Source organism: Pandoraea sp. PE-S2T-3, from assembly GCF_002179965.1.
Classification (GTDB): Bacteria; Pseudomonadota; Gammaproteobacteria; order Burkholderiales; family Burkholderiaceae; genus Pandoraea.
On sequence record NZ_NGUQ01000014.1, the window covers coordinates 191,499 to 214,774 of the forward strand.

Consider the following 23,276-nt stretch of genomic DNA (forward strand, 5'->3'; position numbering starts at 1 on the left):
TTCGATTCCTACAGAATGCCGATAATCTGGACTTCGAACACAATCGGCTGTCCAGCCAAAGGATGGTTGAAGTCGAACAATGCCCAGCCGTCACCCAACTCGCGCAGGATGCCCGCATAGCGGCCACCGCTCGGCGCATTGAATTCGACCAGATCACCCACGGTGTATTCTTCGCCGAAATTGCTGTTCTCTTGCAGCGTCTTCATCGTGACACGTTGCAGCAACTCGGGATTGCGCGGGCCGAAGGCCTGCTCCGGGGCAAGTTCGATACTACGGCGCTCCCCCACATTCATGCCCAGCAGCGCCTGTTCGAGCGTCGGCGCCATCTGGCCGCCGCCCAGTTGCAGCGTGGCCGGCGTGCCTTCGAAAGTGTTGACGATATCCGCGCCGTCAGGGGCGCCAATCCGGTAGTGCAGCGTCAGATAGGAATCGTCCTGAACCACGGGGGGTGCGACAGAATTCATGGGGGTCTCACAGCAAGGTCAAGCTAATATTGTAAATGACGACGCGTTGCGCGTCCGGCTCCCCCTACGCGCAGTCCGGAATTTTACCTCCAGCGGCTGTATTTCTCTTTAGTGACATCGCGACGATTCATGCGCGCGGCGGTGTCTGCGCCTGGAGTCGTCATGTCCATCGCCCAATGGCCGCTCGCCGAGCGGCCCCGCGAAAAAATGCTTGCCCGTGGGGCTAACGCCCTTTCCGATGCCGAATTGCTCGCCATTTTCCTGCGCACCGGCTCGCGCGGACGCAATGCCGTCGATCTCGGCCGCGACCTGCTCGCGGGTAGCGGCGGCTCATTGACCCGCCTGCTCGCCTCGCCGTTCGAGACGCTACGGCAGATTCCCGGCCTCGGTCAGGCCAAGTTCGTCCAGTTTCAAGCCGCACTAGAAATGGCCCGCCGCATGCTGGGCGAGCGCCTCGAGGCCGGCGACGTGCTTGATACACCGGCACGCGTGCGCGATTACCTTCGCCTGACGCTGCGCGATCACTCGCGCGAACGCTTTGTCTGCCTGTTTCTGGATGCCGGCCATCGTCTGGTGAGTGCCCGCATCATGTTTGAAGGCACCCTCACTCAGACCTGCGCCTACCCTCGCGAAATCGTGCGCGCCGCACTCGACGTCAATGCGGCTGTAGTGATTGTCGCCCACAATCATCCGTCGGGTATCGCCCTGCCAAGCCCGGCAGATCTAGCGCTCACACGGCTGCTCGGGGATGCGCTGACCCTGCTGGAGATACGGTTGCTCGATCATTTCATCGTCGCCGGCGATAGCGTGTACTCGCTCGCCGAGCAGGGCGAGTTGTGATCTGCACAACAATTTAGCAAGCAGTTCGCGTTCGCGGGCCGCTTGCGCTATAATCCGTCCCTTCCCGAATCTCCGACAGGCGCTTCCCACCATGGGCTCGCGTCCTACATCGTCCAAAAGCGATTGATTTGTCTGGGATTTTTGTGGTATCATCGCGGTCTGTCTTTTCGACTCACCACTTTTTTTTACACAGAATTCTGGGTTAGGAGTGCTTCATGGCACGCGTATGTCAAGTGACCGGGAAAGCGCCGATGGTCGGCAACAACGTTTCCCACGCCAACAACAAAACCAAGCGCCGTTTTCTCCCGAACTTGCAAAATCGCCGGTTCTGGGTTGAGAGCGAAAACCGTTGGGTGCGCCTGCGTATCTCGAACGCTGGCCTGCGCCTGATCGACAAGAACGGCATCGATTCCGTTCTCGCCGACCTGCGTTCGCGCAAGGCCATCTAAGTTTTAGGAGCTCATCATGGCAAAAGGCGCTCGCGACAAGATCAAGCTGGAATCGACCGCTGGTACCGGTCATTTCTACACGACTACCAAAAACAAGCGTACCAAACCGGAAAAGATGGAAATCAGCAAGTTTGATCCGGTCGCTCGTAAGCACGTGCCGTACAAGGAAACCAAGATCAAATAAGATCAACAGGTTTTCTCGCAGCAGTTCGCTGTTGCGTTCAATGCCCCGCCTCTGGCGGGGTTTTTCATTTGGGCGTCCCGAAATTCACCAAGCTACGCGTTGCGTAGTCATCCCTCCTCCGATTTTGCCGAAGTGCGCATAGGGTCATGTGCCACGCGCGTATCGACTCGCTATACTGGCTCACTTCCCATCATGCGAATCACGTCACCAAGATGACGTCGATTACGGAGACAGCCCGTATCATGAATTTCGATGTCGTCATCGTCGGCAGTGGACTCGCCGGTCAATCCGTCGCCCTTCATCTGGCCAACACCTGCCGGGTCGCACTGGTCGCAAAACGCCCGATGCCCGAAGGGGCCAGCGACTGGGCGCAAGGCGGCATCGCCGCCGTGCTCGATTCGGCCGACAGCGTCGACGAACATGTGGCCGATACCCTGATTGCCGGCGCCGGGTTGTGCGACGAGGCCGCTACGCGCTTTATCGTCGAACATAGCCGCGAAGCGATCGAATGGTTGATCGGTCAGGGCGTGCCGTTCACGCGTGACGAAGGCGCCGAACTCGGTTTTCACCTCACACGCGAAGGCGGTCACAGCCATCGCCGCATCATTCATGCGGCCGATGCTACCGGCCACGCGGTGATTACCACCCTCACCGAACGGGTGCGCCAACACCCCAATATCACGCTGTTTGAAAACCACTTCGCCGTCGATCTGATCACTTCAGACCGCGCCGACGCTGCGCCGACCGTCGGCCGCCATTGCCAGGGACTTTACGTTCAGGATATGGCCACCGGCGCGGTCCACGCGATGACCGCCCGTCATACGGTGCTGGCCACCGGCGGTGCGGGGAAGGTTTATCTCTACACGACGAATCCCGACACCGCGACGGGAGACGGTATCGCCATGGCCTGGCGCGCCGGATGCCGGATCGCGAACATGGAATTCATCCAGTTTCATCCGACCTGCCTCTACCACCCGTACGCGAAGTCGTTTCTGATCAGCGAAGCGGTGCGCGGCGAAGGTGGCCGGCTGGTGCTTCCGGACGGGACTCGCTTCATGCCGCAGCATGATCCGCGCGCCGAATTGGCGCCGCGCGACATCGTAGCGCGCGCTATCGACTTCGAGATGAAGAAGCACGGACTCGATTGCGTGTATCTGGACATTAGCCATCAAAGTCCCGAATTCCTGCAAGAACACTTCCCGACGATTCTCGCGCGCTGCGCCGAACTCGGTATCGACATCACGAAACAACCGATTCCGGTGGTGCCCGCCGCGCATTACACCTGTGGCGGTGTCGTCACGGATATGAACGGCCGCACCGATTTGCCGGGACTTTATGCCGTGGGCGAAGCGACTTACACCGGCCTGCATGGTGCCAATCGTCTGGCCAGCAACTCGCTGCTGGAGTGCATCGTGTTGGGCAAGGCCGCCGCGGAAGATATTCAGCGTGATGAGGTGTCGCTGCCCGGCATTACCGACGTGCCTGCATGGGACGAGAGCCGCGTGGCCGATGCGGATGAAGAAGTCGTGGTCGCCCACAACTGGGATGAATTGCGCCGGATGATGTGGAATTACGTCGGCATCGTGCGTACGAGCAAACGTCTGGAGCGCGCGCAGCATCGTATTGCGTTGCTGCGCGAGGAGATTACCGAGTACTACGCGAACTTCCGCGTGAGCCGCGACCTGCTTGAACTGCGAAATCTGGTCGACGTGGCGTCACTGATCGTGGATAGCGCATTGTCACGCCACGAAAGCCGTGGGCTTCACTACTCTCGCGATTTCCCCGACACACTGCCCAAAGCGTTGCCGACCGTGCTTTCGCCCGTACTACCGCGCAAACGCTGACCCGCCGCCCCGTCCGCTGACGGGGCCCTACTCCACTACGCCACTACCCCACCGTCTCGATAATACGCATCGAGAAGTCGGTGGCGCGCACATCCTTGGTGAGGCCACCGACGGAAATACGGTCGACACCGGTCTCGGCAATCGCGCGCAGCGTTTCCAGATTGATGCCGCCCGACGCTTCCAGCACAGCGCGGCCATCGGTCACACGCGCCGCTTCACGCATCATTTCCAGCGTGAAGTTATCGAGCAGGATCGACTTGGCGCCGCACTCCAGCGCAGTCTCCAACTCTTCAAGCGACTCCACCTCGATCTGTACCGACGCGCCATCGGCCAGCCGATCGGCGTTCGCGAGCACCTGACGAATGCCGCCCGCCGCCGCGATGTGGTTTTCCTTGATGAGAATGCCGTCGTACAGCGCGAGACGCTGATTCACTCCACCGCCGACAAGCACGGCAAACTTCTGCGCCAGACGCAAACCCGGCATCGTCTTGCGCGTATCGAGCACGCGCGCCTTGGTGCCTTCGACGATGTCCGCGTACCGGCGCACGGCAGTCGCCACGCCCGAGAGCATCTGAAGGAAATTCATCGACGTGCGCTCGCCCGTGAGCAACGCCCGCGCGGGGCCATGGATGTCGCACACCGTCGAATCGGGCGTCATGGGCTCGCCTTCGCGGTAATGCCACTGAACGCGAACCGACGCATCGATGCTGCGCATGCACGCCTCAAACCATTGCACGCCACACAGCACGGCAGCTTCACGCACGATGATGCGCGCGTGCGCCATCTCGTCAGCGGGGACCAACAAACCCGTCAGGTCGCCCGCGCCGATGTCTTCGGCCAACGCGTCGCGCACATTGCGCAAGAGTGCGGTCTGGAGGGGTTCGCCGAACGTGGCGAACTCGGCAGAGAGTGCCTCGGTGGTGCTCAGGGATACGGATTGCGTCATTATGCGGGGCCTACACCGGCAAACAGCGCGCCATCGCGCGCGAAATCGCCGCTAGCGCGCACGTTCTTCTTGCGCGCTTCGGCGAACGACAACATACGGTCGATACACGTGTGGGCTCGCCGGCCAATCTCCGCGTCGACATGAATTTCGTTCTGACCCGACTCGAGAACGTCGGCCAGATTTTGCAGGCTGTTCATCGCCATCCACGGGCAATGCGCACAGCTCTTGCAGGTGGCGCTGTTGCCGGCCGTCGGCGCTTCGATGAAACGCTTGCCGGGTGCCGCCGCCCGCATCTTGTGGAGAATGCCGTTGTCGGTCGCCACGATGAACTCGGTTGCGTCCATCGTCTGCGCGGCTGCAATCATTTGCGAGGTGGAACCGACCACGTCGGCCAACTCGACCACCGCCGCCGGCGATTCCGGATGCACGAGCACCTTCGCGTTCGGATGCTCACGACGCAGCAGCTCAAGCTCGGTCGCCTTGAATTCGTCGTGCACAAGGCATGCGCCCTGCCACATCAACATGTCGGCGCCAGTCTGCTTTTGCACGTAGCTGCCGAGGTGGCGATCCGGCGCCCACAGAATCTTCTTACCTTGCGCGTGCAGATGCGCCACGATTTCCAGCCCGATCGACGACGTCACCATCCAGTCGGCACGCGCCTTCACGGCTGCGCTGGTGTTCGCATAGACAACGACGGTACGGTCAGGATGCGCATCGCAGAATGCCGCAAATTCGTCAGCCGGACAGCCCAAATCGAGCGAACAGGTCGCGTCCAGATCGGGCATCAGAATGCGTTTCTCGGGGCTGAGAATTTTCGATGTCTCGCCCATGAAGCGCACACCGGCCACCACCAGCGTCTTGGCCGAATGATCGCGGCCGAAACGCGCCATTTCGAGCGAGTCGGACACGCAGCCGCCCGTCTCTTCGGCGAGATCCTGCAAGTCGGCATCGACGTAGTAATGCGCCACCAGCACGGCATCTTGCTCGACGAGCAGACGCTTGATACGCGCTTTGAGCGCCGTGCGCTGCTCCTGCGACGGCGCATCCGGGACACGCGCCCAAGCCTGGGCAACGCACAGGGCGCCGCTCGGTGCGGGGCGCTCGAATTCTACGGATTTGAGTGAGGCATTCATTTTCGCTGGGTCTGTGGGGACCGGAATGACAAAACCCCGCCGTAGCGGGGTTTCGATTATGCGACAAAAACGAAATTCTGGCTGATTCGCCTTACGCGTAACGGCGCAGTCGCGTCGCGAATTCTTGCAACGCGTGAATCCCGCTTTGTTCGGCACGATGGCACCAGTTCTGCAACTGGCTCAGCAACTGCTCGCGCGAGGCGTTCGAACGTTCCCAGATACCGGCCAGTTCGCTGCGCAGTTCGTAGTACGTCTGCACCGACTTGCTGTGTGCGAAGATTTCGCCGAGTTGCTGCTTCTGCGGCTCTTGCAGCGAAGCTTCGTCGTGATGCAGCCACTTGCGGGCACCGCGCAACAACTGATACTCGCCGACCTGACGCTTTTCCTTGAAACGCGCCAGCTCTTCGCTATAAGCACGCTTGAAGGTCTTGGCGTAGCGCTCCATGACTTCGTAGCGGTTCGAGAGCACGGCCTGCAACGTATCGTCGTCGCACGTGGCCTTGTTCTTCGCGAGCTTCGGCGTCGGTGCGATCTTCTTCACCTTGGCCAGACCCACGGCCGACAGAATTCGGATGTAGAGCCAGCCGATGTCGAACTCGTACCACTTGTTCGACAGCTTGGCCGACGTGGCATACGTGTGGTGGTTATTGTGCAGCTCTTCGCCGCCGATGATGATGCCCCACGGCAGCAGGTTCGTCGACGCGTCGGCGCAGTTGAAATTACGGTAGCCCCAGTAGTGGCCCAGACCGTTGATCACACCTGCCGCCCAGAACGGAATCCACACCATCTGCACCGCCCACACGGTCAAACCGATGGCGCCGAACAGCGAGATGTTGATGATCATCATCACGCTGATACCGAGAATCGGGAAGCGCTTGTAGATGTTGTTCTCGATCCAGTCGTTCGGCGTGCCGTGACTGAATTTACGCATCGTTTCTTCGTTCTTCGCTTCGGCACGATACAACTCGGCGCCTTCGGCGAGCACCTTCCACAGGCCACGCGTCTGCGGGCTATGCGGATCTTCCGGCGTTTCGCACTTGGCGTGGTGCTTGCGGTGAATCGCGGCCCATTCGCTCGTGATCATGCCCGTGGTCATCCACAGCCACAGACGGAAGAAATGGGCGACAACCGGGTGCACGTCGAGCGCGCGGTGCGCCTGGCAACGGTGCAGATAGATCGTCACGCCGGCAATCGTCACATGGGTGACGATCAACGTGAAGAAGAAGATCTTCCAGCCGCTCCAGTCGAGCAGGCCGGTCGAGAGAAATCCAAGGAGACTGTCCAGCAAAATATCACTCCAAACTAATCAATACGGTGGCAATGGCGGCAAAGTTGCCGCGCCTTGTCTTGTCGGGCCATGCGGAGGGCCAGCCACCGCGTCCGGTCTCGTTCTTGCGCTCGCTTGACGCTTTGATTCGCAGGAACTCCGCAAGTTGCGTAAATTCCTCGGGGCGAGTGAGCGCTAAACGTGCCAGTGAACGTCTGGTTTTTTATGGTTTGGGGGGCATTTTACCTGACGGACTGTTCCCCGTGTGTAACGTCCCCGCCACGCATTTTGTCGCAGGTCAAGGCGCCGACGTAGAAAAAACCGTCTACGAGGTCGGCTTTTTGCCCTCGACAGCCTGTGTTTGCGCCAGTTCCGGCGTTCCCGGGGGCAAATTGACCCGGCTGACGGCATCCGCCGGCCCGCCCGCAGGCACACCGTCGGCCCAGTCGTTCAGAATCCGTATTTCGCGCTGCGCATACGGAATTTCAATACCGTGCTCGCGAAATGTGCGCCAAATCCGCAAATTTATCTGCGAACGGATCGATCCGCTGCCTAAAGCGGGGTCTTGTACCCAAAACCCCATTTCGAGGTCCATGCCGTCGGCCCCAAAGTTCAGTAGCAACGCCGACGGCGGCGGGTCCGTCAGTACGCGGGGAATCCCCTCAGCAGCTTTCAGCATCAGCGACATGGCCAGTTCTACGTCGGCGCTGTAGGCCACCTGCACGTTCACTTTGGCGCGCCCGCGCGTCTCGGTGAACGAGTGGTTCTGCACCACGTCCGTCACGAGCTTCTCGTTTGGTACCAGCGCTTCCACCCCATCGAGCCCGCGCACGACCGTATATCGCGTATTGATCTGGGAAACGGTGCCGTGATACGGCGCTACGGTGATCAGGTCGCCCAGCCGCACCGAGCGGTCGAGCAGGATGATGAAGCCCGACACCAGGTTCGACGCAATCTTCTGCAAGCCAAACCCCAGCCCCACCCCGAGCGCCCCGCCGAACACGCCGAGCACGGTGATATCGATGCCCACGAACGACAGCGTGGCCAGCACGGCAATCAGCGTGAGCACGCCCTTGACCAGCCGCGACATCACCACCTTGAGGTTGCCGTCGAGCGTGGTGGTGCGCATGATCCGGTCTTCGATCAGCGAACCCACCCACATCGCCAGCACCAGCGTCACGCCGATCCAGAGGATGCCCGAGAGCATCGAGAGCAGCGTCAGATGGCTGGAACCGACGGCAAAACGCACGCTGGCCAGCCAGTTCAGAATATCGTCGTGCACGCCCAGGACGTAAGCCAGCATCGACAGCCAGGCGAACGTGGTGAACACCCGCTCGAATACCTTCAACAGCCCGTAGGCATGGGGTGACGAGGCGAACAGGCGGCGCGCGAAGTAGAACGCCAGGTAGATCAGTGCCGTCCCGAAAAGCGGCACTTCGGCGAGGCGCAACAGCGACACGCGCATGTACTCTTGCAGTACCACGCGCGTGAGCGCCACGCAAAGCCAGCCGAACATGGGGAAAAACGAGCGCCGCAGACTCGACGAACCGGCCCGGCGCGACGGTGCCACGGTCTCGAAATGGCGATCGAGGCGGCCGATCATCCAGCGCCGCAGGACGAGTGCCACGCCGAGCGCGACCACCAGTGCCACGATCTGCCAGATGATTTGCGGGTCGCCGAAGTCGCGTACGACGTCGCGCACCAACTTCGCGAAAGCCGGACTTTCCTGCATCGCCATTTCTCTTTTTTCCCTTCTTAGCTAACGCCCGCAAGCATGTGCCGGGTCACGCCGTGACTCGCGGCACTCGCTCATTCACCCATTGGCCGGCCGCCCGGCTTACTCCGCCGAGGCTTCCGGCGCTTCCGGTGCTGCAACTTCAGCAACTTCCGTGACTTCCGGCGCTGCCTTGGGTGCCTTCGGCGCCTTTTCAGCCGCACGGCGCTCGAACACGGCGGCAAAGAACCCGTCCGTAGCGTGGCGGTTCGGCAGCAGTTCCAGATACTTGCCCGTGTCGAGCGCAATCTTCTGCGACGCCAGCAACTCGTTGGCCGGCACCAGCGCAAAGTCCGGGTGCGCCGCCGCAAACGCCTCGGCGATCGCGTTGTTTTCTTCGTTCAGCAGGCTGCACGTAGCGTAGACCAAACGGCCGCCCGGCTTCACCAGCCGCGCAGCACTCGCCAGAATCGATGCCTGCTTTTGCGTCAGCTCGGACACCGATTGCGGCGACTGGCGCCACTTCAAGTCCGGATTACGGCGCAGCGTACCCAACCCGCTGCACGGCGCATCGACCAGCACGCGGTCGATCTTGCCCGCCAGACGCTTGATCTTGCTGTCGTTCTCGCTGTCGATCATCACAGGATAGACGTTCGACAACCCGCTGCGCGCCAGCCGCGGCTTGAGTTTCGCCAGCCGCTTGTCCGAGACGTCGAACGCATAGAGACGCCCGGTCGAGCGCATTTGCGCACCGATGGCGAGGGTCTTGCCACCGGCCCCTGCGCAGAAGTCGACAATCATCTCGCCACGGCGCGGTGCGACCAACTGACACAGCAACTGGCTGCCCTCGTCCTGCACTTCGATGGTGCCCGAGATGAACAGCGGGTGCTTTTGCAGCGCGGGCTTGCCGGCCAGACGGATGCCGTTCGGCGCAAACGGCGTCGGCTCGGCCGAGAACCCGTCGGCGCGCAGTTGCGCGAGCACGTCGTCGCGATTTCCCTTGATCAGGTTCACGCGGCAATCGAGCGGCGCGGGCTGATTCAGCGCGGCGGCCAGCGGTTCGAGTTCTGCGGCGTCAAAACGCTTCGCGAGACGCTCGTACAGCCAGTCCGGCAAATTGGTGCGCACACGCGTGGAAAGGCTCGCCGGATCGATCTGACCGACGTGTTCCAGCCACGTGACTTCGTCAGGCGTGGCGACCAGTTGCACCGACGTCAAGCCGCGCGTGAAGGCCAGACCCAGTAGCGCCAGACGGCGCTCCAGCGGGCCCGAACCACTGCCGGCGTGCTGACCGAATTCGAGCTTGCGGCGCAGGATCGCGAAAACGGTTTCGGCCAGTACACCGCGTTCGCGGTGGCCCAGCTTGGCGTTGGCGCGGAAATACGTGCTCACCAGCATGTCGGCCGGGCCGGTGAACGTGAGCACGCTGCCGAGCAAGCGCTGCGTATGTTCGAACAGCGCTGGCGACAGATGGTCGCCACGCATGCGGGCGGTCTCGGCGGGCGGGGCTTCCGGGCGGCGATCGTTGCGGGTGCGGTCGTAGCGGTCGGGGCGCACGTAGCGCTCCTTCGTCTCGGACGACTTGCCGCCTGAGCGGTTACCGGATTGATTTGCGCCATCGCGGCGCTGTGTCGGACGGGTGCTCATGCGTTCTCACCAAAAAGCCATTGCGGATCGGGCGTGCCATCGGCGGCGGGTTTGACTGTCACGCGGCCATCGGCCACGACCAGACGGTCTTCCACGAACCACCGCACAGCGCGCGGATAAATGATGTGTTCCAGCGGAAGAATACGCTCGGCAAGTGCCTCGGGCGTGTCTCCGGTCTTGACCGGCACGGCCGCTTGCAGCACGAACGGGCCGTGATCGAGCTCGGCCGTCACGAAGTGCACGGTCGCGCCAACGATCTTGCAACCGGCTTCCAGTGCCCGTGCGTGGGTCTGCAAGCCCGGAAACGCGGGCAGCAGCGACGGATGGATATTCACGAGGCGGCCGGCATACCGCTCGGTAAACTCGGGCGTCAGAATGCGCATGAAACCGGCGAGCACGACCAGATCGGGTTGGTGGCGGTCGATTTCGGCGGCGAGTTCGCCGTCGAAAACTTCGCGGGTCTTGCCGCGGCTGGGGACGACGGCGGTGGCGATGCCGTTCTCGCGGGCAAAGGCGAGGCCCTCGGCCTCGTCGCGGTTGGCGATGACAGCAGCCACGCGGGCTGGCCAGCCTTCCTCAGTACAGGCACGGACGATGGCCTCCATATTGCTGCCACGTCCGGAAATCAGGATGACAATGTTCTTCATCGCCGGATTTTATCATTGGCGCGCCGCACCAGACACGCGATCCGCGCCGCGAAGGCGCCGAAGCGTTTATAATTCAACGTTCTGCGGCGCCGCAATGTCGGATCGGCCGTCCTGTCAGGCACTCCGGGCCCGCCCCGCCGCCGCAGGCCGGCAAGTCCCGGGCAGCGCCGCGCAGCTTACCCACCAACGTTCATCAACGTCCTGTACTGACGCTTCCTTATCGTGCGAGTCTTCCGGGGTCTACCCAACGCGCAAAGCAAAGCGCCCTGTGTGCTGACGATCGGCAATTTCGACGGCGTGCACCTCGGCCATCAGGCCCTGCTCGCGCGCGTGCGCGCCGCAGCGGCTGCGCGCGGCCTGCCGGTATGCGTGATGACGTTCGAGCCCCATCCCCGCGAATACTTCTCCCCTGACAAGGCGCCCGCGCGCATCTCGAACTTGCGCGACAAGTTCGAAGCACTGCGCGCGCACGGCGTCGACCGGCTGGTGGTCGAACACTTCAACGCCCATTTCGCCGGTCAGTCGCCCGAAGACTTCGTTCGAAACATCATTGTGGACGGCCTGCATACGCGCTGGCTGCTCGTCGGCGACGACTTCCGCTTCGGCGCCAAACGCGCCGGCGATATCGAGTACCTGCGCGAAGCAGGCCGCCAGCACGACTTCGTCGTCCAGCAAATGCCGACGATCGCCCATGACGGCGTGCGCATCTCCAGCTCGGAAGTGCGTGCCGCGCTCGCCGACGGCAACTTCGAGCGCGCCCATGCGCTGCTCGGTCGCCCGTACGCGATCTCCGGCCACGTCGTGCATGGCATGAAGCTCGGGCGCAAGCTCGGCTTCCCGACGCTCAACATTCGTATCGCACACAAACACCCGGCCCTCGCGGGCATTTTCGTCGTGCAGGTGCACGGGCTGGCCGACACGCCGCTGCCCGCCGTGGCGAGCCTCGGCCTGCGCCCGACCGTCGACGATTCGGGGCGTGTGCTGCTGGAAGTGCATCTGCTGGACTTCGCGGGCGATTGCTACGGCAAACTCGTGCGCGTGGAATTTTTGCAGAAGCTGCGAGACGAAGCCAAATTCGACGGTCTGGCCGAACTCGAAGCCGCCATCGCGCAGGACACGCGCGAGGCACGTGCCTATTTCGCCCATGCGCTCGACGCCAACGGCCCGAGCGCACGACGCGACTTCGCCACCTCGGCCACTGACCGAATTAGTTGATCTTCGCCCGCGTGCTCCGGCGCTTCGCGTCGCGCGCGCGGCCCGCTGCCGCCTCTGGCATACGTCGTCGCCAAGCGTCCTACCGGCCCCGCCGGCCGGCACGCGACGCACACGGCACCAGCGCCCCACACCGATTTCCAAAAATTCGTAGCGAAGCACCATGAGCGAAAAGAAAGCCCCGAGCAAGTACCCCGTCAATCTGCTGGATACGCCGTTCCCGATGCGCGGCGATCTGCCCAAGCGCGAGCCGCAATGGGTCAAGCAATGGCAGGACAAGAAGATCTACGACAAGATCCGCAAAGCCAGCAAGGGCCGGCCGAAGTTCATCCTGCATGACGGCCCGCCGTATGCCAACGGTGACATCCACCTTGGCCACGCGGTCAACAAGATCCTGAAGGACATGATCGTCAAGGCACGCAGCCTTGCCGGTTTCGACGCCGCGTATGTGCCGGGCTGGGACTGCCACGGCATGCCGATCGAAATCCAGATCGAAAAGCAGTTCGGCAAGCACCTGCCCGTGCGCGAAGTGCAGGAAAAGGCGCGCGCCTACGCCGCCGAGCAGATCGAGCGTCAGAAGCCCAACTTCAAGCGTCTGGGCGTGCTGGGCGACTGGGACAACCCGTACAAGACCATGAACTTCACGAACGAAGCCGATGAGCTTCGTGCGCTCGCGAAGATCATGGAGAACGGCTACGTCTACCGGGGTCTGAAGCCGGTGAACTGGTGCTTCGACTGCGGCTCGGCACTGGCCGAAGCGGAAGTCGAGTACAAGGACAAGACCGATCTGGCCATCGACGTCGGCTTCGCCTTCGCCGAACCGGAGAAGGTCGCCAAGGCGTTCGGTCTGGCCAAGCTGCCGACGGACACGGGCTACATCGTCATCTGGACGACCACGCCGTGGACCATCCCGTCGAACCAGGCGCTGAACGTGCACCCGGAAGTCGAATACGCGCTGGTGTCGACCGAGCGCGGCCTGCTGATCCTCGCCACCGACCGCGTCGAAGACTGCCTGAAGACCTACGGCCTGCATGGCGAAATCATCGCGAAGACGAAGGGTGAAGCCCTTTCGCTGATCCGTTTCCGTCACCCGCTGGCAACGGCCGACGCCGGCTACGAACGCACCTCGCCGATCTACCTCGGCGACTACGTGACGACCGACACGGGGACCGGCATCGTGCACTCGGCCCCGGCCTACGGCGTGGAAGACTTTTTGTCGTGCAAGGCGCACGACATGCCCGATTCGGAAATCCGCATGCCGGTGCTCGGCGACGGCCGCTATCAGGACAGCCTGCCGCTGTTTGGCGGTCAGTCGATCTGGGACGCGAACCCGCACATCGTCGACGCGCTGCGCGAAGCCGGCACCCTGTTCCACTCGTTCAAGTACACGCACAGCTACATGCACTGCTGGCGCCACAAGACGCCGATCATCTACCGCGCGACGAACCAATGGTTCGCCGGCATGGATGTGACGCCGGTCGAAGGCGCGCCGGGTGACGGCAAGACGCTGCGCGAGATCGCGCTCGCCGGCATCGAGGCGACCGAGTTCTTCCCGGCGTGGGGCAAGCAGCGCCTGCACAACATGATCGCGCACCGCCCGGACTGGACGCTCTCGCGCCAGCGCCAATGGGGTGTGCCGATGGCCTTCTTCGTGCACAAGGAAACCGGCGCGCTGCATCCGCGCACGCCCGAGTTGCTCGAAGCCATCGCCAAGCGCGTGGAAATCGAAGGCATCGAAGCCTGGCAGACGCTCGACCCGGTGGAACTGCTGGGCGACGAAGCCAAGGATTACGTAAAGAACCGCGACACGCTCGACGTGTGGTTCGACTCGGGCACGACGCACTGGCACGTGCTGCGCGGCTCGCACGCGCATGAACTGGGCTTCCCGGCTGACCTGTATCTGGAAGGCTCGGACCAGCACCGCGGCTGGTTCCACTCGTCGCTGCTGACCGCCTCGATGCTCGACGGCCGCCCGCCGTACAAGGCCCTGCTCACGCACGGCTTCACCGTCGACGGCCAAGGCCGCAAGATGTCGAAGTCGATCGGCAACACGATCCTTCCGCAGGATGTTGCCGACAAGCTGGGCGCGGAAATCATCCGCCTGTGGGTGGCGTCGACCGATTACTCGGGCGAGCTGTCGATCTCGGACGAAATTCTCAAGCGCGTGACCGAAGGGTATCGCCGCATTCGCAACACGCTGCGCTTCCTGCTCGCGAATCTGGCCGACTACGACCACGCGAAGCATGCGATGCCGGCCGATCAGTGGCTGGAGATCGACCGCTACGCCGTCGCGCTCGCGAATTCGCTGCAAACCGAAGTGCTCGGCCACTACGACCGCTATGAATTCCACCCGGTCGTGTCCAAGCTCCAGACGTTCTGCTCGGAAGACCTCGGCGGCTTCTACCTCGACATCCTGAAGGACCGCCTCTACACGAGCGCCCCGGATGCCCCGGCCCGCCGCGCCGCGCAAAACGCGCTGTATCACATCACGCACGGCCTGCTCAAGCAGATGGCCCCGTTCCTGTCGTTCACGGCGGAAGAAGCGTGGCAGGTGTTCCAGCCGGGCAACGACACGATCTTCACGGAAACGTATTACCAGTATCCGGAAGTGGCCGAGAGCACCCGACTGCTCGAAAAGTGGTTCCTGCTGCGCAACGTGCGCGGAGACGTCACGAAGGCACTCGAAGAAGCCCGCGCCGCCGAGCAGATCGGTTCGTCGTTGCAGGCCGAAGTGGAAGTGCGCGTGTCGGGCCGCAAGTTCGACGTGCTGGCCAGCCTCGGCGACGATCTGCGCTTCGTGCTGATCACGTCGGCAGCCACCGTCAAGCAAGTGGCCGGCGACGCCGATGAAGGCGTGGTCGTCACACCGTCGACGCATCAGAAGTGCGAGCGTTGCTGGCACTATCGTTTCGACGTGGGTTCGGACGCAGAACATCCGACCTTGTGCGGCCGCTGCGTGTCGAATCTGTTCGGCAGCGGCGAACACCGGAGCGCGGCATAATGGCTGGCAAAGCAGGCGCTCGTTCGGGCGCAAGACGTAACAACGGTAGCAATGGCAATGGCGGCGGTGCCCGCGTCGGCTCCACGCTCGGTCTGGCCCCGTGGCTCGGGATCGCGGTCATCGCGATTCTGCTCGATCAGGTCACCAAGCTCACCATTCTGAAGACGTTCCAGTACGGCGAATTCCACCCGCTGACCTCGTTCTTCAATCTGGTGCTGGTGTACAACAAGGGCGCAGCGTTCAGCTTTCTGGCCGCTGCGGGCGGGTGGCAACGCTGGTTCTTCACGTTGCTCGGCGTGGTCGCGGCGGTGGTCATCATGTGGCTGCTCAAGCGTCACAACGGCCAGAAGATGTTCTGCCTGTCGCTCTCGCTGATTCTGGGCGGCGCGCTCGGGAACGTGATCGACCGTGTGATCTATGGCCATGTGATCGACTTTCTCGACTTTCACGTCGGCGGCTGGCACTGGCCGGCGTTCAACGTCGCCGACTCGGCCATTTGCGTGGGCGCCGTGCTGCTGGTGATCGACGAGTTGCGACGCGTGCGGCGCGGCAAGTAGCCACGCCAAAGCAGTATCTGCGGCACGGTTCGTGGGGGGGGGGTAGCGCAAGACAGCATTACACCCCGTCGAGCCGATGCCACCACCGTCGCGGCGCCCCGGAGGCGCCGCGCGGCACTTTGGAGGAGGCATTTTCAAATGGAACTTGCGGGCAAGACCATCGTCCTCGGACTCACCGGCGGCATCGCCTGCTACAAGTCGGCCGAACTCACGCGACTGTTCATCAAGGCGGGCGCGACCGTGCAGGTCGTCATGACCGACGCCGCCACGCAATTCATCACCCCGCTCACAATGCAGGCGCTCTCCGGGCGGCCGGTGTTCACCAGCCAGTGGGATAACCGCGTCGACAACAACATGGCGCACATCGACCTCTCTCGCGAGGCCGACGCCATTCTCATCGCCCCCGCCTCCACCGACTTTCTCGCCAAGCTCGCGCACGGCATGGCCGACGATCTGCTCTCCACGCTGTGCGTGGCGCGCGATTGTCCGCTGCTGGTGGCGCCCGCGATGAACCGGCAGATGTGGGGCAACCCGGCGACGCAACGCAACGCGGCAACCCTGCGCGGCGACGGCGTCACGATCCTCGGCCCCGACAGCGGCGATCAGGCGTGCGGCGAAGTCGGCGATGGCCGCATGCTCGAGCCGGAAGACATCTTTGAAGCCGTCGTCGGCTTCTTCCAACCCAAGCGTCTGGCAGGCCGCCGCGTGCTGATTACCGCCGGACCGACCTTCGAGCCGATCGACCCGGTGCGCGGCCTGACCAATCTGTCGAGCGGCAAAATGGGGTTCGCCATCGCACGGGCCGCGGCGCAAGCCGGTGCCGATGTGCATCTGGTGGCAGGCCCAACCGCACTCGCGACGCCGTACGGCGTGACGCGCAGCAACGTGCAGACGGCGCAGCAGATGTACGACCGCGTGCTCGCCGACGCGTCGCATAGCGACATCTTCATCGCCGTGGCGGCCGTGGCCGACTGGCGTGTGCGCGAGGTTGCGCACGACAAGATCAAGAAGACGGGCGACGCCGACGTACCCACGCTCGAATTCGTGCAGAACCCGGATATTCTCGCGGCGGTGGCAAAGCTGCCTAAGCCGCCGTATTGCGTCGGGTTCGCGGCTGAATCAGGCGATCTGGAAAAGCACGGCGCAGAGAAGCGCCGCCGCAAACAGGTACCGCTGCTCGTGGGCAACCTGGGCCCGGCCACCTTCGGACAGGACGACAACGAAGTCATCATCTTCGACGACGCCGGTCAGAAGCGCCTGCCGCGCGCCGACAAGCAATCGCTGGCCCGCAGCCTGATCGTCGAGATCGCCGCACGACTGCCCTCGCGCGCGCCCGGCTGAGCGCCCGCACGCGCCTGAGTACCTGAGCATGCCCCTACTGGCCTCGCGGCTGTCATCGTCGTTGTCCGGCGACGGTGACACACTGGCAACTCGCCACGGTTGCCCCGCGATGCCGGCCACGCCCGCGTCGAACGATTCGCCGTAAGCGCTTTTGGCCGCCATAGTGGCTTTGTTCGCATCCATCGAATTAATTGCTTTAGTCGCATCACTGCCCCCATCGACTCCCGGGGGCCGCACACGATAACAATCAAAATGACGCAACCCGCTCCAACGCCGCGGCCAGTCGTCAGTGTCTACGGGACACTGAGCATGCTGGCCGCCATCATGTTCTTCGGCTTCATGACCATCGGCATGCCGCTGCCCGTGCTGCCGGTGTATGTCCACGAAACGCTCGGCTACGGCTCGTTCGTCGTCGGCGTGACCATCGGTATCCAGTCGGTCGTGACCCTGCTGCTGCGCTCGTACGCCGGGCGCACCGTCGACACCCGTGGCCCGCGCCGTGCCGTGCTGACGGGCCTGTGCGGCTGTGCCGCCGCCGGGGTGTTGTATCTGATCGCCTCAATGATCCCGAATCCCACGCTCGCGCTGGGCGTGTTGTTTGCCGGACGCGTCGTTCTCGGCTTCGGCGAAAGTCTGCTGCTCACCGGCGGCATGTCGTGGGGCATCGGCCTGCTTGGCGCGGCCCACGCCAGCAAGGCCATCTCATGGCAAGGCGTGTCGATGTACACGGCGATTGCCGTGGGGGCACCGTTCGGCGCCTATCTGCTGGAATCGGCCGGGTTCACCGTGGTGGCACTCGTGAGCATTGTCGTGCCTGCGATCTCCTTCGCCATTGCGCTGCGCCTGCCTGCCGCCGCGCCGGTCGGCGGCACCCGTTTGCCGTTCCTGCGGGTGGTCGGCCTCGTGTGGCGTCCGGGGCTGGCGATGACGCTCGGCAGCATCGGCTACGCCGTGATCGCAGCCTTCATCACGCTGTATTACGCCAGTCACGGCTGGACCGGTGCCGCCTACGCACTCACGCTGTACAGCGGCTGCTTCATCGGCATGCGCGTTCTGTTCGCCCATGCGGTCGACCGCTTCGGCGGACGCCGCGTCGCGATGTGCTCGCTCGTGTTCAGCGCCCTCGGCCAGTTTCTGCTGTGGGGTGCCGTCCATCCGAACATGGCACTGATCGGCGCCGGGTTGACCGGTCTCGGCTTCTCGCTGGTGTTTCCGGCGCTCGGCGTGGAAGCGCTGCGTTCGGTGCCGCCGCAAAATCGGGGCGCAGCACTGGCAGCCTATTCGGCCTTCTTCGATCTGGCGTTGGGTCTGATTGGACCGATGGCCGGGCTGGTCGCGAATTATTTCGGTTACGCCTCGATCTTTTTCTGCGGCGCGCTCGGCGGCATCGTCGCCATTCTGATGATCGCGCGCTTGCCGCACGCCAACACGGACCACGCGCCGGTGGGTCCGGCTGGCGGCGGTCATTGAGCTGTTCGGAGAATTGTCGAGTTGCCGGTGCGTGCGAGCCTGCGGGAATTCCTGAACGCTCGCGGCAGCACCAGATGATGCAAGGAGCATCGATTCCATGACGCAAACCCGCAATCGCATCAAACTCTCGGTGCTCGATCAGACACCGGTGATTCACGGCCATAGCGCCGCAGATGCCATCGCCGCAACGGTCGAGCTGGCCCAAGCCGCCGACGATCTCGGCTACACGCGCTACTGGTGCGCGGAACACCACGGCCTGCGTGGCGTGGCCAACCCTGCCCCCGAAGTCATGATCGCGCGGCTGGCCAGCGTGACCAAACGTCTGCGCGTCGGGTCCGGCGGCGTGATGCTGCCGTATTACAGCCCGTTCAAGCTTGCTGAGCAATTTCTGATGCTCGAAGCATTGTTTCCAAATCGCATCGACCTCGGCGTCGGACGCGCGCCCGGTGGCGACATGCGCACCGCGCGGGCTGTCGCCAAGGGGCCGTACGATGCCGGTGAGCACTTTCCGCAGCAAGTGGAGGAGCTGGCCCGGCTCTTCGACGGCACGTTGCCCGACGATCACCCCTATCGCGGCGTGCTGCTGCAACCGGCCGTCGAAACGCGTCCGGAGTTGTGGGTGCTGGGGTCGAGCGAATTCGGTGGACTGCTCGCCGCGCAACTCGGTTTGCGCTACTGCTTTGCGCACTTCATCAATGCGCACTACGGCCATCGCGTGACCGAGGCGTATCGCGAACGCTTTACGCCGGGGCAGTTGGACAAACCATACTGCTCCGTGGCGCTGTTCGTGATCTGCGCGGATACCGATGCCGAAGCCGAAGCCCTCGAAGCGGGTGTCGACCTGCGTCGCGTGCAGATGGCTTACGGCATGAACGAGCCGATTCCGAGCCTTGAACAAGGCGCAGACGCCAAGCCGCAATACCGTGACCGCGAGTTGTCGGTGATCGCGCGCGAGAAGCCCCGTAGTATCATCGGCACCCCGGAACGGGTGACCGCTCGCGTGCTCGAATTGCAGGAGCAGTTCGACGCCGACGAGATCATCGTGCTGACGGTGGCCGGCAGTTACCGCGCCCGTCTGCGCTCGCATGAATTGCTGGCGCAAGCGTTCTCGCTGTCGGCGTCCGACGGTGCCCCCGACTGATTTTTTTACTGAATTACGCCAAGCCCACGCCATGAAACTCGACGTCAAGATCCTCGACGAACGCCTTCGCTCGCAGCTCCCCGCCTACGCCACGCCGGGTAGCGCCGGGCTCGATCTGCGCGCGTGCCTCGACGCACCGCTCACCATCGCCCCGGGCCAGACCGTGCTCGTGCCGACGGGTCTGGCGATCCATCTGGCCGATTCGGGCTATGCCGCGCTGATTCTGCCGCGCTCGGGCCTCGGCCATAAGCACGGCATCGTGCTCGGCAATCTGGTCGGGCTGATCGACTCGGATTATCAGGGCCAGTTGATGGTCTCGACGTGGAACCGCGGCAACGAGCCGTTCGTGCTGAACCCGTTCGAGCGTCTGGCGCAACTGGTGATCGTGCCGGTCGTGCAGGCCGAGTTCAACCTCGTGGACGAATTCCCCGAGAGCGATCGCGGTGCCGGTGGCTTCGGCAGCACGGGCAAGCATTAAGTATGTGACGCCACGTCGCGTGGTTTGCGGCTGACGCGCTCATGAAAAAACGCCGCATATCGCGGCGTTTTTTCTTTCCAGCAGGTTCGTCAGCGCATCGCTGACCGGCTTGCTCGGCTTACTCGGCTTACTCGACTTCGGCAGCTTCCGGTTCCGAGCGGGCGTTGCCGTCCTCGGGGAACGACAGTTGCACCTGATCGTGCTCGTCGAGATCGACGGTCACACGGCCGCCGGTCGTCAGACGCCCGAAGAGCAATTCGTCGGCCAGTGCACGACGAATCGTGTCCTGAATCAGACGCTGCATCGGTCGGGCACCCATCAACGGATCGAAACCCTTCTTCGACAGATACGTGCGCAGTTTGTCGGTGAAGACAACTTCGACCTTCTTCTCGTGCAGCTGATCTTCCAGCTGGATGAGGAACTTGTCGACCACGCGCAGGATGATCTGCTCGTCGAGCGGCTTGAAGCTGATGATCGAGTCCAGACGGTTACGGAACTCCGGCGTGAACATCCGCTTGATGTCGGCCATTTCATCACCGGCCTGACGCTCGTTCGTGAAGCCGATGCTGGCACGATTGATCGTCTCGGCGCCCGCGTTCGTCGTCATGATGATGATGACGTTGCGGAAATCGGCCTTGCGCCCGTTGTTGTCCGTCAGCGTGCCGTGGTCCATCACCTGAAGCAGCACGTTGAAGATGTCCGGATGCGCCTTTTCGATTTCGTCGAGCAGCAGCACGCAGTGCGGCTTCTTCGTAATCGCTTCTGTGAGCAGACCGCCCTGATCGAAGCCCACGTAGCCCGGCGGCGCGCCGATCAAACGGCTGACCGCGTGGCGCTCCATGTACTCCGACATGTCGAAGCGAATCAGTTCGATACCGAGCGTGAAGGCCAGTTGCTTGGCGACTTCGGTCTTGCCGACCCCGGTCGGTCCCGAGAACAGGAACGCACCGATCGGCTTGTCCGTCTTGCCCAGCCCGGCGCGCGACATCTTGATGGCGGCCGCCAGCGCGTCGATGGCCGGGTCTTGCCCGAACACCACGCTCTTCAGGTCGCGATCCAGCGTCTGAAGCTTGCCGCGATCGTCGGCGGACACGCTTTGCGGCGGGATGCGCGCGATCTTCGAGACGATCTCTTCGATCTCGCCCTTGCCGATGGTCTTCTTCTGCTTCGACTTCGGCAGGATGCGTTGCGCGGCACCCGCTTCGTCGATCACATCGATCGCCTTGTCCGGCAGATGACGGTCGGTGATGAACTTGGCCGACAACTCGGCGGCCGCCGACAGGGCACTCGACGAGTACTTCACGCCGTGGTGCTCTTCGAAGCGCGACTTGAGGCCGCGCAGGATCTGCACGGTTTGCTCGACGGTCGGCTCGTTCACATCGATCTTCTGGAAGCGGCGTGAAAGCGCTGCATCCTTCTCGAAAATGCCGCGATATTCGGTGAACGTGGTCGCGCCGATGCACTTCAACTGCCCCGACGACAGCGCCGGCTTGAGCAGGTTCGAGGCATCGAGCGTGCCGCCCGATGCGGCGCCTGCGCCAATCAGCGTGTGAATTTCGTCGATGAACAGAATCGCACCCGGGCGCTCTTTGAGTTCCTTGAGCACGGCCTTCAGGCGTTGCTCGAAGTCACCGCGATACTTCGTACCGGCGAGCAGCGCGCCCATATCCAGCGAGAAGACCGTAGCGTCTTGCAGAATCTCGGGCACTTCGCCGCGCGTGACGCGCCAGGCGAGGCCTTCGGCAATCGCCGTCTTGCCCACGCCGGCTTCACCCACGAGCAGCGGATTGTTCTTGCGGCGGCGGCACAGCACCTGCACCACGCGCTCGACTTCCGACTCGCGGCCGATCAGCGGATCGATCTTGCCGTCGCGTGCGAGCTGGTTGAGGTTCTGCGTGTACTGCGCCAGCGGACTTTCCTTGGCGCTCGCGCCCTCTTCACCCTCGGTGCTGCCTTCACCGGCCTTGGCCGACTCGCCCGCAGCACCAGTCTTGGTGATGCCGTGCGAGATGAAGTTGACGACATCCAGACGCGTCACGCCCTGCTGTTGCAGGTAGTAGACGGCATGGGAGTCTTTTTCACCGAAGATGGCCACCAGCACATTGGCACCGGTCACTTCCTTCTTACCGTTGGAAGTGGACTGGACGTGCATGATGGCGCGTTGAATCACGCGCTGGAAACCGAGCGTGGGCTGAGTGTCGACCTCGTCGCTGCCCGGCACCGTGGGCGTATTGTCCGCGATGAAGTTGCGCAGGTTCTGGCGCAAATCGTCTAGATTTGCGGCGCAGGCGCGCAGCACCTCGGCAGCGGTCGGGTTATCCAAGAGGGCGAGCAACAGGTGCTCGACCGTGATGAATTCATGTCGGGCCTGGCGCGCTTCCATAAACGCCATGTGCAGGCTGACTTCCAATTCCTGGGCAATCATGCTTCCTCCATCACGCACTGCAGCGGGTGCCCGGACTGCCTTGCATGGCTAACAACTTGCTCAACTTTGGTCGCCGCGACGTCGCGCGTGAAGACCCCACAAACTCCCCTGCCCTCTCGGTGGACCTTGAGCATGATCTGCGTTGCAGATTCCCGGTCCTTATTGAAATATTCCTGAATGACCATCACCACGAACTCCATCGGGGTGAAATCGTCGTTCAACAGTACCACCTTGTACATCGAAGGCGGCTTGAGCTGTTGCTCTTGCCGCTCCTGTACGGTGTCGTCATGCGTTGTCGGTAAGGTTGCCATACGTGGATTCTAAACAACTCCGGGGCGCAGGAAGCAATCGAAGCTCCTATTGCCGCCTGCCGCCGGTGTCCACCGGAATGCCAACACTCGCCAAATCGCCGCGTGCGTTGTCCAGCAAGGCGCCGCAGCCCCGACCACCGGGGGTGCCACACCCATATGAGTCAGCTTAACCCAAATTTCAAGGGCGTGTCGCGGCACTGCTTAT

General features: G+C 63.0%; 20 protein-coding genes. 11 read left to right on the plus strand and 9 right to left on the minus strand.

Features of this window, described 5'->3' with window-relative positions:
• Window positions 1-8 precede the first annotated feature (8 nt).
• Window positions 9-464, minus strand: coding sequence for an FKBP-type peptidyl-prolyl cis-trans isomerase (locus tag CDV46_RS10530; RefSeq protein WP_058375783.1), 456 nt, complete (start codon window positions 462-464; stop codon window positions 9-11).
• 162 nt (window positions 465-626) lie between these two features.
• On the opposite strand from CDV46_RS10530, the gene radC reads away from it, so the two are divergent.
• From radC to nadB, 4 genes are all read left to right on the plus strand, one after another.
• Window positions 627-1,304, plus strand: coding sequence for a RadC family protein (radC, locus tag CDV46_RS10535; RefSeq protein ID WP_087691397.1), 678 nt, complete (start codon window positions 627-629; stop codon window positions 1,302-1,304).
• A gap of 215 nt (window positions 1,305-1,519) precedes the next feature.
• Window positions 1,520-1,753: a 50S ribosomal protein L28 gene (rpmB, locus tag CDV46_RS10540; RefSeq protein ID WP_058375785.1), complete on the plus strand. Its 234-nt coding sequence runs from the start codon at window positions 1,520-1,522 to the stop codon at window positions 1,751-1,753.
• A 16-nt stretch (window positions 1,754-1,769) separates the two neighbouring features.
• Window positions 1,770-1,937, plus strand: a complete 168-nt coding sequence (rpmG, locus tag CDV46_RS10545; protein ID WP_058375786.1) for a 50S ribosomal protein L33 — start codon at window positions 1,770-1,772, stop codon at window positions 1,935-1,937.
• A gap of 242 nt (window positions 1,938-2,179) precedes the next feature.
• Window positions 2,180-3,781 (plus strand): L-aspartate oxidase, encoded by a 1,602-nt coding sequence (gene nadB, locus CDV46_RS10550; RefSeq protein ID WP_087722742.1) that lies wholly within the window; start codon window positions 2,180-2,182, stop codon window positions 3,779-3,781.
• Between the two features lie 43 nt (window positions 3,782-3,824).
• Here the strand turns inward: nadB and nadC are convergent, their stop codons facing one another.
• The 6 genes from nadC to purN all read right to left on the minus strand — a co-directional run bounded on the left by nadC (window position 3,825) and on the right by purN (window position 11,135).
• Window positions 3,825-4,727, minus strand: a complete 903-nt coding sequence (nadC, locus tag CDV46_RS10555) for a carboxylating nicotinate-nucleotide diphosphorylase (RefSeq protein WP_087722501.1) — start codon at window positions 4,725-4,727, stop codon at window positions 3,825-3,827.
• Entirely contained in the window at window positions 4,727-5,860 is a 1,134-nt protein-coding gene (gene nadA, locus CDV46_RS10560) for a quinolinate synthase NadA (RefSeq protein ID WP_087722502.1), read from the minus strand. Before nadA ends, nadC begins: the two co-directional genes overlap by 1 nt.
• A gap of 91 nt (window positions 5,861-5,951) precedes the next feature.
• A complete protein-coding gene (locus CDV46_RS10565) occupies window positions 5,952-7,148 on the minus strand; it encodes a DesA family fatty acid desaturase (RefSeq protein ID WP_087691394.1) in 1,197 nt (398 codons plus the stop codon).
• Window positions 7,149-7,452: 304 nt separating this feature from the next.
• Window positions 7,453-8,865, minus strand: coding sequence for a mechanosensitive ion channel family protein (locus CDV46_RS10570; protein WP_087722503.1), 1,413 nt, complete (start codon window positions 8,863-8,865; stop codon window positions 7,453-7,455).
• 99 nt (window positions 8,866-8,964) lie between these two features.
• Window positions 8,965-10,326 carry an RsmB/NOP family class I SAM-dependent RNA methyltransferase gene (locus CDV46_RS10575; RefSeq protein WP_087691534.1) on the minus strand — a complete coding sequence of 454 codons (1,362 nt, stop codon included), beginning with the start codon at window positions 10,324-10,326 and terminating at the stop codon, window positions 8,965-8,967.
• Window positions 10,327-10,484: 158 nt separating this feature from the next.
• The gene (gene purN / locus CDV46_RS10580; protein ID WP_087722504.1) at window positions 10,485-11,135 is read right to left on the minus strand and encodes a phosphoribosylglycinamide formyltransferase; all 651 of its coding nucleotides are present in this window, start codon (window positions 11,133-11,135) and stop codon (window positions 10,485-10,487) included.
• A 222-nt stretch (window positions 11,136-11,357) separates the two neighbouring features.
• On the opposite strand from purN, the gene CDV46_RS10585 reads away from it, so the two are divergent.
• The 7 genes from CDV46_RS10585 (at window position 11,358) to dut (ending at window position 20,335) form a co-directional block, all read left to right on the plus strand.
• On the plus strand, window positions 11,358-12,350 hold the full coding sequence (locus CDV46_RS10585; RefSeq protein ID WP_087722505.1) for a bifunctional riboflavin kinase/FAD synthetase: 993 nt from the start codon (window positions 11,358-11,360) through the stop codon (window positions 12,348-12,350).
• 160 nt (window positions 12,351-12,510) lie between these two features.
• Window positions 12,511-15,348, plus strand: coding sequence for an isoleucine--tRNA ligase (gene ileS / locus CDV46_RS10590; protein ID WP_058375793.1), 2,838 nt, complete (start codon window positions 12,511-12,513; stop codon window positions 15,346-15,348).
• A complete protein-coding gene (lspA, locus tag CDV46_RS10595) occupies window positions 15,348-15,905 on the plus strand; it encodes a signal peptidase II (protein ID WP_174997302.1) in 558 nt (185 codons plus the stop codon). Before ileS ends, lspA begins: the two co-directional genes overlap by 1 nt.
• A 138-nt stretch (window positions 15,906-16,043) precedes the next feature.
• Window positions 16,044-17,246: a bifunctional phosphopantothenoylcysteine decarboxylase/phosphopantothenate--cysteine ligase CoaBC gene (gene coaBC / locus CDV46_RS10600; protein WP_087722506.1), complete on the plus strand. Its 1,203-nt coding sequence runs from the start codon at window positions 16,044-16,046 to the stop codon at window positions 17,244-17,246.
• A gap of 252 nt (window positions 17,247-17,498) precedes the next feature.
• Window positions 17,499-18,716 carry an MFS transporter gene (locus CDV46_RS10605; RefSeq protein WP_087722507.1) on the plus strand — a complete coding sequence of 406 codons (1,218 nt, stop codon included), beginning with the start codon at window positions 17,499-17,501 and terminating at the stop codon, window positions 18,714-18,716.
• Between the two features lie 97 nt (window positions 18,717-18,813).
• Entirely contained in the window at window positions 18,814-19,857 is a 1,044-nt protein-coding gene (locus CDV46_RS10610) for an LLM class flavin-dependent oxidoreductase (protein ID WP_087722508.1), read from the plus strand.
• Between the two features lie 31 nt (window positions 19,858-19,888).
• Window positions 19,889-20,335: a dUTP diphosphatase gene (dut, locus tag CDV46_RS10615; protein WP_039367384.1), complete on the plus strand. Its 447-nt coding sequence runs from the start codon at window positions 19,889-19,891 to the stop codon at window positions 20,333-20,335.
• Window positions 20,336-20,462: 127 nt separating this feature from the next.
• Here the strand turns inward: dut and clpA are convergent, their stop codons facing one another.
• Both clpA and clpS read right to left on the minus strand, forming a co-directional pair.
• On the minus strand, window positions 20,463-22,760 hold the full coding sequence (gene clpA, locus CDV46_RS10620) for an ATP-dependent Clp protease ATP-binding subunit ClpA (RefSeq protein ID WP_087691386.1): 2,298 nt from the start codon (window positions 22,758-22,760) through the stop codon (window positions 20,463-20,465).
• Window positions 22,757-23,071 carry an ATP-dependent Clp protease adapter ClpS gene (gene clpS / locus CDV46_RS10625; RefSeq protein WP_010807118.1) on the minus strand — a complete coding sequence of 105 codons (315 nt, stop codon included), beginning with the start codon at window positions 23,069-23,071 and terminating at the stop codon, window positions 22,757-22,759. The genes clpA and clpS overlap by 4 nt, the downstream gene beginning before the upstream one ends.
• Window positions 23,072-23,276 lie beyond the last annotated feature (205 nt).